This window comes from Clostridium sp. AF02-29, assembly GCF_934835585.1.
Lineage (GTDB): Bacteria > Bacillota > Clostridia > Lachnospirales > Lachnospiraceae > Otoolea > Otoolea fessa.
Window position 1 is genome coordinate 39,047 of the sequence record NZ_CAKVZK010000019.1, and the last position, 11,058, is coordinate 50,104.

9 protein-coding genes are annotated in these 11,058 nt (G+C 50.9%); all 9 read right to left on the reverse strand.

The annotated features are described in order from the left end of the window. Positions 1-45 precede the first annotated feature (45 nt). Positions 46-1,857, reverse strand: a complete 1,812-nt coding sequence (locus PUQ60_RS06530) for a polysaccharide biosynthesis protein (protein WP_273400990.1) — start codon at positions 1,855-1,857, stop codon at positions 46-48. Then, a complete protein-coding gene (locus tag PUQ60_RS06535; protein WP_273379985.1) occupies positions 1,838-2,962 on the reverse strand; it encodes a DUF3048 domain-containing protein in 1,125 nt (374 codons plus the stop codon). Before PUQ60_RS06535 ends, PUQ60_RS06530 begins: the two co-directional genes overlap by 20 nt. A gap of 82 nt (positions 2,963-3,044) precedes the next feature. Next, positions 3,045-3,542: an rRNA maturation RNase YbeY gene (gene ybeY / locus PUQ60_RS06540; protein WP_022359625.1), complete on the reverse strand. Its 498-nt coding sequence runs from the start codon at positions 3,540-3,542 to the stop codon at positions 3,045-3,047. Further along, positions 3,539-4,573, reverse strand: a complete 1,035-nt coding sequence (locus tag PUQ60_RS06545; RefSeq protein ID WP_273393642.1) for a PhoH family protein — start codon at positions 4,571-4,573, stop codon at positions 3,539-3,541. Before PUQ60_RS06545 ends, ybeY begins: the two co-directional genes overlap by 4 nt. Continuing rightward, positions 4,548-5,837: a sporulation protein YqfD gene (locus PUQ60_RS06550; RefSeq protein ID WP_273380729.1), complete on the reverse strand. Its 1,290-nt coding sequence runs from the start codon at positions 5,835-5,837 to the stop codon at positions 4,548-4,550. Before PUQ60_RS06550 ends, PUQ60_RS06545 begins: the two co-directional genes overlap by 26 nt. A gap of 9 nt (positions 5,838-5,846) precedes the next feature. Then, positions 5,847-6,119, reverse strand: a complete 273-nt coding sequence (locus PUQ60_RS06555; RefSeq protein ID WP_118293687.1) for a YabP/YqfC family sporulation protein — start codon at positions 6,117-6,119, stop codon at positions 5,847-5,849. Positions 6,120-6,181: 62 nt separating this feature from the next. Continuing rightward, complete coding sequence (locus tag PUQ60_RS06560) at positions 6,182-8,059, reverse strand: DUF6020 family protein (protein WP_273380731.1); 1,878 nt, start codon at positions 8,057-8,059, stop codon at positions 6,182-6,184. A 97-nt stretch (positions 8,060-8,156) separates the two neighbouring features. Beyond that, positions 8,157-8,333: a 30S ribosomal protein S21 gene (gene rpsU / locus PUQ60_RS06565; RefSeq protein WP_003504099.1), complete on the reverse strand. Its 177-nt coding sequence runs from the start codon at positions 8,331-8,333 to the stop codon at positions 8,157-8,159. A 137-nt stretch (positions 8,334-8,470) separates the two neighbouring features. Continuing rightward, positions 8,471-11,058: alanine--tRNA ligase (alaS, locus tag PUQ60_RS06570; RefSeq protein ID WP_273482881.1), on the reverse strand; the 2,588-nt coding region annotated here is incomplete at its 5' end.

Below are 11,058 nucleotides of genomic sequence, written 5' to 3' on the forward strand. Positions count from 1 at the left end.
TTATTCACTTTTTTCTAAATTTTAATCATAGCTAAATTTCTAACCCTACATCAGATGCAGCTTCCGGCAGATGCGTGTGAGTTTCCGTCCCATCGGCATCGAATACATCTCATCTTCCTCGATACAGTGCAGCTTGATAAGAAGCACGCCATATACCGCGACCGCTACAAGCACCGCCAACAGCGTTCCCAGCACATTGCTGTGGATCACCAGCGTAACCCCACGGTACACGCCATATGCCGCCGCGCCCATAAATGCTGCACTGATCGCCGGCAGCAGGAAAGTCTTGACCATCTCCTGGCGGTAACCGAGTGTGTTGCGGATCGCGATCGCATTTAAAATGCACATAAAGAGCGCAAATAAAATACTTGCAAATACCATACTGTAGATACCCATATTGAAGATCATCAGCATAATATACAGCGCAATCACGTGTAATGCCAACGAAATCAGGGCGTTCCGCACCGGAACATTCATCCGGTTAAGTCCCTGTAAGATTGCATTGGTAACCGTCGAAAGCGACAGGAAGATAACGGCTGAAGCGCCAATCATCATCATACGGATCGCTTCCGCATTGTTGCCGCCCCGGAATAACAGGTTATTGACCGGCGCTGAAAGTACCGTCAGCCCCACCGCCGACGGAATCGCAATCAGCATAGCAAACCGGATCGCAAGGGCTGTCTTCTCAATCGCCGCCTTTCGGTCCTTACGCGCTATTGCACCGGACAGCGAAGGAATCAGCGACGAGGACAGTGAGTTCGCCATCGCAAGCGGGACATGTACCAGCAGCATATATTTGTTGTTGTAGATACCCCAGAGGGCTAAAAACTCTTTGCCGCGTCCCAGCGACTCCATGCCGTGCGCCATGATACCGTTGTCAATAACCGAGTTAATATTGTAAACACCCGAGCTTACGATAACCGGAATAACGGTAAAGAAGAAGATTCTCGAAATCTGACGGTAGGAATCCACACTACCGCTCCGATCCTTGGCAATCCGCCGTTTTGCCGTCGGACGGTAGAGTAAAAACAATACCAGCACAAATAACAGGGCTGCAAACGCGCCGCTTCCTGTGCCGATCGTACCGCCTGCCGCGCCAAATGCCTGTGCATATCCATCTTTTCCATATACTTTCGCTGTATCCAGTCCCACCTTGAAAAGGACGCTGGCGGCCACCACACTGATAATCGCGTTGATCACCTGCTCCAGGATCTGGGAGATCGCCGTCGGAATCATCGTTCCATGTCCCTGGAAATAACCGCGCAGCACGCCCAGATACGCCATGATCCAGATCGTTGGCGCAAGTGTGCGGAGTGCATACACGCAGAACGGCGTATTAAACAAGGTCGTTGCAAAAAAGCCTGCAAAATTCCAGGTAATAAAGCATGCCAGACCACCTACGACCGTCGCATAGACAAGCGCCGCCCGCAGAACACGGTTCATATTGCGGTACTGCCCTTTCGCAAGGCGGGCCGCTACCATCTTCGACACCGCCAGAGGCAGACTGTACGATGAAAGGATCAGCATGATATTATATACGTTGAATGCCGTCGAATAATATCCCATGCCCTCATCGCCGATGATATTCGTCATCGGGACGCGGTACAGAATACCGATCAGACGCACAATGATACCGGCAGCTGCCAGGATCGTACCCTGAATGACAAAATTTTCTTTTCTCACCGGAACCGCTTCCGGCTTCCGGCTGCTTCCTGACCGGTTACGGCTTCTGCCCGCACTTTCCCGGCTGCCTCCGGCCGCTTCTTCTCTACGTCCTGCCGTGCGCTGCCGGCTGATTATCTCTCTTTCTGTCTCTTCCCGCATTCCGGGTTTTCTTCTACTCCGTCTGTTCTCCATAGAATTCCGCCTTATCCATACGGTCATTCGGAAGGATGCAGACCCAGGTCTTGCCCGGATTCAGCTTGATTTCCTGACCGTCCATATCGTAATACTTTGTGACGCCGTAAGCGCCGTCTTTTTCCCAACGAATCAGAATGCCGTGTCCATTTGTAAAATAATACCCCGTCGCCGGTGTATGGACATCAATATCCAGATATTCCGTCGGTTTATAATATTTCCACAAACAGTATTGGAAAATAATATTTTTAACCGCTATCTGTCCTTCATCTCCCATATGCGGACCGCCATACTGATACCGGTAGTACAGCCCGTCCTCCGGGTGATACTCAAACCAGGGATTGCTTAACTGATAACCTGGCACTACTTTGGCCGCTGCGATACCATCCTCAAAGCACACCGGCGCACTCTCCGGCGCAAAAGTATAATGCCCCTCATAGCTCTCCGGGTACACATCCGCATAACCGCTCGCCTCGATCGCCTGGCGCAGCTTTGGTCCCGACGCGTAGGCATTGTGCGGGGTCTTCCGATCCTTGGTCCGGAAATACGCAGATGCCCCATTGCCTTTGATTCCATCTAAATGTTCCATCTGCTCCAGATACGGAAGTGCAAACGTATTCTGCCCATAATGTGCATAGACCGCCTCAAATTCCCTTGCAAAAAAAGTATAGTATGGGCGGCAGCTCCGGACGGAACCGATCCGGTCCAGATCGTCATAGTCCTCTATCAGTGCCATATAGCGGTTCATGCTGCCTTCTACCGGTGCCTCATAGACCACTCCGGCATGGTTGATGCCATACTGCGGAAGCGCCGCCTTGTCATTGCTCATCATGATTGCGAGCGGACGGCGGTTCGCCTTTGCGACATCCGTCCATTCCCCGGTCAGATAACTCTGTATCTTCCCGTCTTTTTCGCAGCGTTCCTCCGGCTCTGCTTCCGGCTGCGTTTCGGCCTCCGTCTCTGTATTTAAGGACAGCTCACGTGTCTCCTCCTGTGTCTCTGCTGCCGTTACCGATATTTTTTTGTGAGCCGAACAGCCTGACAGCCAGCAGACTGCCAGCAGAGTCAGTGCCAGTGCCCTTATTTTCCAACTGTTTTTTTTCATTCTGTACTTCCCCCATCACATCCCCATATGCCTTATTTCCCGAATGAGCTCTCCCCTTTCCCTCCGGTTCTTTTCCCTGCTTTTAGCGCGTATACCCTTTGCCAGCCAGGATTTCCTCCTGTTTTTTCTCCATCACAAGGCGTTCGTCATCTTCCATATGATCGTAACCGCACAGGTGCAGCATACTGTGTGCCACCAGGAACGCCAGTTCGCGCTCCTTAGAATGACCGTATTTCTCCGCCTGCTCGTCTACCTTATCGATCGAGATCACGATATCGCCCAGAAGAAGTTCGCCCGTTTCCGGGTTAAAATAGTCCTCTGACTGCTCTTCCAACCGTTCAAAATCGGACGGCACATCGTAATCACCCATCGGAAAAGAGAGGACGTCGGTTGCCCGATCGATTCCTCGGAATTCCTTATTAATACGATGAATCTCCTCATCATTTGTCAGGACTACATTGACCTCTGCCTCATACGGGCATTTTTCATAATCGAGTGCCGCAACCACGATCTCCTCGATGATCGGACGGTAATCTATCTCCCACTCCCGCTCTGCTTCATATTCGATCTGGATTGTCATCTGTTCTTTCTTCCTCCATCTTTCCGGTCACGCGTCCCGGAACTATTTCTCCGGAAACCGCGGGACGCATCCGCATCTTTTTTCTCATACGCATCGTATGCCTCTACGATCTTCTGTACCAGCGGATGGCGGACTACATCGCTGCTGGTCAGATAGCAGAAACCAATATCGTCAATTTTCTTGAGTACATGAATCGCCGTATCCAGTCCGGACGCAGCTCCGGCAGGCAGATCCTTTTGCGACTGGTCGCCCGTCACGATCACCTTGGAACCAAAGCCGATACGTGTCAGGAACATCTTCATCTGTGCCGGGGTCGTATTCTGCGCCTCATCGAGAATGATGAACGCATTATCCAGGGTACGACCACGCATGTACGCAAGCGGCGCCACCTCAATCAAGCCCTTCTCAGAATTGTGCAGGTAACTTTCTGCCCCCATAATCTGATACAGCGCATCGTAAAGCGGACGCAGGTACGGATCGATCTTGCTCTGCAGATCGCCCGGCAGAAAACCCAGTTTTTCCCCCGCCTCGATCGCCGGACGCGTCAGGATGATCCGGCTTACCTCGCCACTCTTAAATGCCTGTATCGCCATCGACATCGCCAGATACGTTTTTCCGGTACCCGCCGGACCGATGCCAAATACAATCATCTTCTTGCGGATCAGATCCACGTACTGTTTCTGTCCCATCGTTTTCGGTTTGACCGGCTTGCCCGTGATCGTCCGGCAGATGATATCCTTATCGATCTCGAGAATCTGTTCGTCCTTCTCCGTGAAGGACAGCGACAGGGCGTAATCAACATTCTGCTCGGTAATGGTATTGCCGCGCTTGGAAAGCTCTAACAGATTGTTGAACACACTCTTCGCCTGCCGGATCGTCTGCTCCGGACCGATGATTTTCAGCGCGCCGTCGCGTGTGATCATCGTCACGTGCAGCGTCCGCTCAATCTTTTTCAGATACGCGTCAAACTGTCCGCATACATTCCGCTCATGTTCCATCGGAATATCAATCATTGTCTCTATTATGCTCATTCCTTTGCTGTTCTCCTTGTGTCACAACTTGAATCGGCTCCTCCGTCTGAAGCCGTACCTCAAAATGGCAGACTCCGCCATTTATTAGTATTCTACCATCACTTGCCATAATATGTACACCTTTTTCGATCAATTTTTCTTCCGTCTCCTTTTGAAATGCCGCTGACAGCGCCGCAAGCTCTGGTTCTGTATACCTTTTTTCACAGACAGACGTCTCCCGGTACTCACTCCACCCGACAGAAAGCGGCAGATAAAAATCAAGCGGGAGCCGCAATTTCCGGTACTCCGTCCGGATCGTCCAGGCAGGTTTCATCCGCCTGCTTCGTCTGAAAAAGCCCCACTGCTCCGCCATATCGAATGTATGTTCTATCATATCATAAAATTCTGGAATTTTCCAGTAAAATGTGTGTGTTCCTGCTTCCAAAGCAATTCCGTATCGTTTCTTTCCCGTTTCCGTCCGCATTTCCCTCCAGAGCGGAAGCTCCTTTCTCCCGACCCGCTCCCGGATCCCATATATATCCGCATCCGCCCGCACCCGGTAAGAGGAAATTTCTTCGCCTCCATCATCTGTGATCGGCACCGTTCCCGACACCAGAAGCTGCCCCTTTTCCACCGTATCTCCCGCCTGCACAAGTGGGATTCCGCTCCGGACGACTACCGACGTGATCCGCGCGTCTGATACCGCCGCCAGATCGCACGTCTCGCCGGACTCCACTTCCTGACGGACCGGAACCTCGCTCTCCCGCAGGCGGATGAAAAGGCGCGTCCCATGCAGGCGCACCGACACCCAGGTGATATCTTCAAATGACTCCCGCAGTTCTTCCTCCAGCCTCGCACAGGAAATCCGCTTCTTGGGAATTCCCTCTTCAATCTGCAGTGTCTGGAGGTAATGATTCAGCTCACTTTCGGTATAACGCCGGTTTCCGCTCCAGTCGATCTCCCAGACAAATTGTGCCAGAAACAATAATAACAGAAAAAAAAGGACGAAGCTGACCGCCCACCCTTTCCGTTTCCGGTTCCGCCAGAGAAACACCGGCAGCCCACACTTTTCAACGATATGCAGACGGACTCCCGCTTTTCTTGCCAGTGGCGCACACCGCTTAAAATCGCGGATTTCCATATAAAACAGCAGATTTTCCTGCTCTTTTTTTACCTGCCAGACATTTAAACCTGCCAGTGTACAGAGATTCAGGAATCTCTCCGGGGAGGTGCCGCGCATGTTAAGCCGCACTATCCCATGTAGAAGGTGTCTTACCTTCGCCATACTCATTCCTCACAGCACCCCAAATTCGACAGACACAATCTGCCCCGTGACCCGCAGATTATCGCGGTCATAATACTCAATCGAAAGCCCCTTCCCCTTGATAGTAAGCCGGGTGTTCTTTCCCGTCAGCCGCAGCATTTCGTCGGAAAAAAAGAGAATGCTCCTGTAATTTTCCACCACAGCCGCCCGACTGCCGGTAAAATACAGAAGCATCTCTCCGAGAACGACGTCCTCCGGCAGATGGAGCGCCGAAACGATCGCTTTTTTCTGTCTGCCAAACAAGCGCCTACCGCCTATTTCATTGTTATTATCTAATATATGTAGGAAAGCAGAAACTATGCCGTTTACCGTTTTCCCGTCAAACCCACTATCATTTCCAGCAGCCGCGGCACACAGTAAATCAACGGCAATGCATACCGCAGGGAAACCACCGGTCCCAGCAGAAGCGTTCCCCAGCAGCCGAGCAGAAGCATCATCGGAAGGATCTCATACGCCCGGCACTTCCAGACTGCAAATCCTGCCGCAAACAGCATCAGCCAGAACGGAAATGCCTGGTTTAGAAGCACCGACAGCATCGGAACCGACTGGAATGCCGGTGTCAGCGTTGCCTCCCTCAGCCAGTCCGAAAGCGCCTGAAAATGGCTGTTCCGCGTGATATGCAGGATATTTAAATCCTCTTCCAGGTACGCCCCGTCGTATAAAATATAGCTGATCCAGTACTGATTGTCTCCTATATACCAGTACCCCCAGTTTCCCATCAGAAATGAATCCAGATAGATATCCGGATGGCGCTTCCCGATTTCCGCCCAGGTCCGCACGAAACGTCCCATATCTGCCTGCATCACTTCCGTATGGAACCCACTTTTCACCGGATCCGCATTGACACGAACATACTCACTGAGCGCCTGCGGATCAATCAGCGTCTCGATATATTTCTTTTCCTCCGGTGCCAATTTCTCCGGGACTTCATGATATATGCGCGCCAGCTGCTGCATTGGCACGCACAGCATCTCCCTCGCATCGCCCTTTCCCACGCCGAACGCCGTTGGAATCGGACCGGATAAAACATACCATAAGGCTGCCACCAGCAGAGATGCCCCGATAAACCAGTTTCTGCGATACACTTTTTTTCGTAAAAACAGGCAGACTGCCAAAACAAAAAACAGGAACACATAGATTCCCTGATTCCGGAACAGGCACATGAAAAACACACTCACAAAAAAGAGCAGCCAATCACCCGTCTTTCCCACTTCTTTCCGAGAACCTGTTCCGTTCGGATTTTTCTCTTTATCCAGCTCTCTTTCTTTATCCAGATCCTCTTTCTTCTGGCACATCCCCCGCCAAAAATGCTCCGGATCCTCCGCCAGACAACATGCCGTATCAAATGCCAGCAGGAAAAATGCACCAAAGAGCACATCCTTCGTCGTGACAAAGGAAAAGACCGTCAGATACGGATTCAGGATCCAGAACGCCCACGAAGCAACGCAGAGCCATCGCGGTGCCCGCCGCGCTTTCATCCGGCACAGACACAGGGAAAATACCGCACTCATAAAAAACGACTGCGACAGCGCATACAGCGCCATCCCTGCCTGATAGGTATGGAACAGACGCCCCGCAATCTTCATGCAGAGTCCCAGATATAGCGTGTGAATTAATGGATGGTGGGTTGTCAGCGGCAGTTTTCCATAAAACTGAAGGAGCTGCGCGGACGCATCGTAAGAATAAATGCCCGGATAAACCGCCAGAAAAACCGGAAGATAGACGCACCAGGAGAGAAACATCCATTTCAGCCATGTCCCCAAATCCAAATTTTTCGCTGCGCGCTGTTTCGATTCCCATCCCTGGCTTTCCACATCGCGGCTGCTTCCCTGGTCTTCACATTCTTTCTTCCTCCGTGCTTGCGTCCGTTTCTGGTAACTGTTCACAGGCAGGAATTCTCTGAACTGAAAATCCCGTATCTCAGACCAGCCACGCCCCAAAGCATCCAGTCCCACACAAATCGCCCAGACCATCACCGTCATACACACCACCCAGCCCGCCAACTGTCCCAAAAACTGACCCGCCGTCCGGTAAATCAGCTCATTGCGGCTGTAACGGATTCCCAGAAGAATCATCAGCCCCATCAAAACACCCAGCACAAGGCTGACTGCTGCCAGGCGCCGATCCGCAATATATTGTTTCAATCCCTTTCCCCGTCTCTCATTTTCCTGCTTCTCTCTCATGCCCCTCACTCCATCATCCGCCACATCGCATTTCTTCTTTTTCTCCTATTGCACAAAAAAGTCCTGGTTCATATGAAAACCAGGACTTTTGCGTTACTTAATTGTATTTGCGTTTTCTAGCAGCTTCGGATTTCTTTTTACGACGAACGCTCGGTTTCTCGTAATGCTCTCTTTTCCGAATCTCCTGCTGGATACCAGCCTTAGCACAGTTTCTTTTGAATCTGCGTAAAGCGCTGTCCAGACTCTCGTTATCTTTAACGATTACATTTGACATAGCTCACACCTAACCTCCCTCCAGTTGTGTAATAAGTGCATATTAATACAACTGTATGGGTATTTTTTTAGCACTAAAAAGATTATATCATAAAAAAATGATACGTCAACAACATTTTACATTTTTTTATGATTTTTTTATTTTACTTGCTCTGCTACTACTTCTGCCGCTTTTTCAAGGGCTGCTGCAATACCAGACGGATTCTTTCCGCCAGCCTGTGCCATGTTCGGACGGCCACCACCGCCGCCGCCGACAAGACCTGCGATTGCTTTGATTAAGTTTCCAGCATGTGCACCCTTCTTCATCGCACCGTCAGTTACAGAAGCCATCAGGCTTACCTTGCCATCCAGAGTAGATGCAATCAGGACAACGCCGTCGCCCAGCTTCTCTTTCAGCTGATCGCCCAGATTACGCAGACCGTTCATGTCTACATCCTTAACCTCAACTGCCAGCAGCTTCACGCCGTTTACATCCTGTACCTGGTTCATAACATCGCCCAGAGAGTCGTTCGCCAGCTTACTTTTTAACTTCTCATTCTCTGCGTGCAGAGTCTTGATCTCCTCTAACATGGACTCAATCTTGCTGCTCAGTGCCGCCGGAGTGGTCTTTGCCAGTTTCGCCGCCTCATGCAGCTCATTCTCTACCTCTTTGTAGTGGTTCATCAAACCGGTGGAGGTCAGCGCCTCGATACGGCGGACGCCTGCTGCAATACCAGCCTCAGAGAGAATCTTGAAGGATGCAATTGTGCCTGTGTTGGATACGTGCGTACCGCCGCAAAGCTCGGTGGAGAAATCCCCCATCTTGACAACACGGACTTTCTCGCCGTACTTCTCGCCAAACAGTGCCATCGCGCCCGTCTTCTTTGCCTCATCCAAGGACATAACATCGGTTACAACCGGCAGGGATGCTGCAATCTCATCATTTACAATCTTTTCAACCTTCTCTATCTCCTCTGGAGTCATCGCAGAGAAATGAGTAAAGTCGAAACGCAGACGGTCACGGGTTACCAGGGAACCAGCCTGCTCTACATGGCTACCAAGTACGGTACGCAGCGCTTTATGAAGCAGATGGGTTGCGGAATGGTTGCGGGAAGTCAGTTCACGGTTTTCCTTGTCAACCGACATGGTTACTTTTTCTCCCACCTCGAACATACCCTTTACTACAACACCGACATGACCGATCTTGCCACCCTGTAAATGAATGGTATCCTTTACTTCAAACACAGAGCCGTCCGGAGCGGTAATCTGACCGAAGTCACCCTCCTGACCACCCATGGTTCCGTAGAACGGGGTTTCCTTGGTGATAATTGTACCAGTCTGACCGTCAGTCAGTGCCTCTACAATCTCATCCTCAGTCGTCAGAACGGAAATCTCGGATTCCGCTGTCAGACGATCATAGCCGATAAACTCAGTTGTAATAGCCGGATCGATGGACTGGTATACCGTAACATCCGCGCCCATATAGTTAGTCGTCTTTCTCGCCGCTCTCGCCTGCTCTTTCTGGCGTTTCATCGCTGCGTTGAAGCCGTCCTCATCGATACCGAGGTTCTTCTCCTCGAGAATCTCACGGGTTAAGTCGATCGGGAATCCATACGTATCGTAAAGCTTGAATGCGTTGTCGCCGGACAGCACTTTCTCGCCCTTCTTGTTCATATCTTCTTCCATATCAGCAAGGATCGCAAGACCCTGATCAATGGTCCTGTTGAACTTATCCTCTTCCTCAGAAAGAACCTTGAAAATCATCGCGCTCTTCTCTTCCAGTTCCGGATAACCATCCTTGGAAAGGTCGATAACGGTGCGGGACAGAGCTGCTAAGAACTCACCCTCGATGCCAAGTTTTTTGCCATGGCGTGCTGCACGGCGCAGAAGGCGGCGCAGAACATATCCGCGTCCCTCGTTGGATGGCATAATACCATCGGAAATCATGAAGGTGCAGGACTTGATATGATCCGCTACAATACGCAGAGAAATATCGGTCTCATGATCTTTCTGATATTCGGTATGTGCCAGCTCGCAGACACGGTCTAACAGAGCTTTGTTGGTATCAACCGTAAACAGGGAATCTACATCCTGTACGATCACTGCCAGACGCTCCAGACCCATTCCGGTATCAATGTTCTTGTGCTCCAGCTCGGTGTAGTTGCCGTGACCGTCGTTGTTAAACTGGGAGAATACATTGTTCCATACCTCCATGTAACGGTCACACTCGCAGCCTACCGTACATCCCGGTTTGCCGCAGCCGTATTTCTCACCGCGGTCATAGTAAATCTCAGAACACGGACCGCACGGACCAGCGCCATGCTCCCAGAAGTTATCCTCTCTGCCAAAGCGGAAAATACGCTCTGCCGGAATACCCATCTCTTTGTTCCAGATATCAAATGCCTCGTCATCGCTCTCGAACACAGACGGATAGAGGCGATCCGGATCAAGTCCGACAACCTCGGTTAAAAATTCCCAGGACCAGTGAATCGCTTCCTCTTTGAAATAATCACCGAAGGAGAAGTTGCCAAGCATCTCAAAAAAGGTACCATGACGGGCAGTCTTACCGATATTCTCGATATCGCCGGTACGAATACATTTCTGACAGGTACATACTCTTGTTCTCGGCGGAATCTCCTGACCCGTAAAATATGGCTTTAACGGAGCCATACCAGAGTTGATAAGCAGAAGGCTGTTATCATTATGCGGAACCAGAGAGAAACTCTTCATTGCCAGATGTCCCTTGC

Bases quoted from the DNA above. Each gene is read 5' to 3' on its own strand.
- PUQ60_RS06545 (WP_273393642.1), bottom strand. From the start codon at position 4,573: ATGAGCATAATAGAGACAATGATTGATATTCCGATGGAACATGAGCGG.
- rpsU (WP_003504099.1), bottom strand. From the start codon at position 8,333: ATGTCAAATGTAATCGTTAAAGATAACGAGAGTCTGGACAGCGCTTTA.
- PUQ60_RS06560 (WP_273380731.1), bottom strand. From the start codon at position 8,059: ATGAGAGAGAAGCAGGAAAATGAGAGACGGGGAAAGGGATTGAAACAA.
- PUQ60_RS06535 (WP_273379985.1), bottom strand. From the start codon at position 2,962: ATGAAAAAAAACAGTTGGAAAATAAGGGCACTGGCACTGACTCTGCTG.
- ybeY (WP_022359625.1), bottom strand. From the start codon at position 3,542: ATGACAATCCAGATCGAATATGAAGCAGAGCGGGAGTGGGAGATAGAT.
- PUQ60_RS06530 (WP_273400990.1), bottom strand. From the start codon at position 1,857: ATGGAGAACAGACGGAGTAGAAGAAAACCCGGAATGCGGGAAGAGACA.
- PUQ60_RS06550 (WP_273380729.1), bottom strand. From the start codon at position 5,837: ATGGCGAAGGTAAGACACCTTCTACATGGGATAGTGCGGCTTAACATG.